Origin of the sequence: Acinetobacter sp. V2 (assembly GCF_001188385.1) — a bacterium.
Lineage (GTDB): Bacteria > Pseudomonadota > Gammaproteobacteria > Pseudomonadales > Moraxellaceae > Acinetobacter > Acinetobacter oleivorans.
The window spans coordinates 128,632-128,917 of record NZ_JZFB01000001.1 but is presented as its reverse complement, the minus strand read 5'-3'; the positions used below and the strand labels follow the sequence as shown (position 1 = coordinate 128,917).

Genomic DNA, 286 nt, shown 5'->3' with positions numbered 1-286 from the left:
CTTGTCTTTTGGATGGCTTAAGTTACCCAAGTTGAGCTGGCTTGCTGCATGGCTACTTTGCAGTTGGGCACTGATTTGCCCTGTGGTGTCATCAAAACGTAGCTGGTTAAAGCCTTTACCATCAACTTCTTCTGAGCGGATGCCGCTGAGCTTTTTAGTGTCGGGTAATTGGCCTTTCTGGTCAAACTGGGTTGGATGGCGTTCAGCTTCGTGAATACGGCCCACCACAAATGGGCGGTCAATATTGCCGTCAAAGAAGTCGATCACTACGATCTCGCCTACGCGA

The 286-nt window shown here is 49.7% G+C and carries 1 protein-coding gene; it reads right to left on the bottom strand.

Annotated features, from left to right (window positions below; all coding sequences use genetic code 11):
- The coding region (locus UC75_RS19465) for a type VI secretion system Vgr family protein (protein ID WP_228136980.1) at window positions 1-286 on the bottom strand (286 nt) is incomplete at both ends.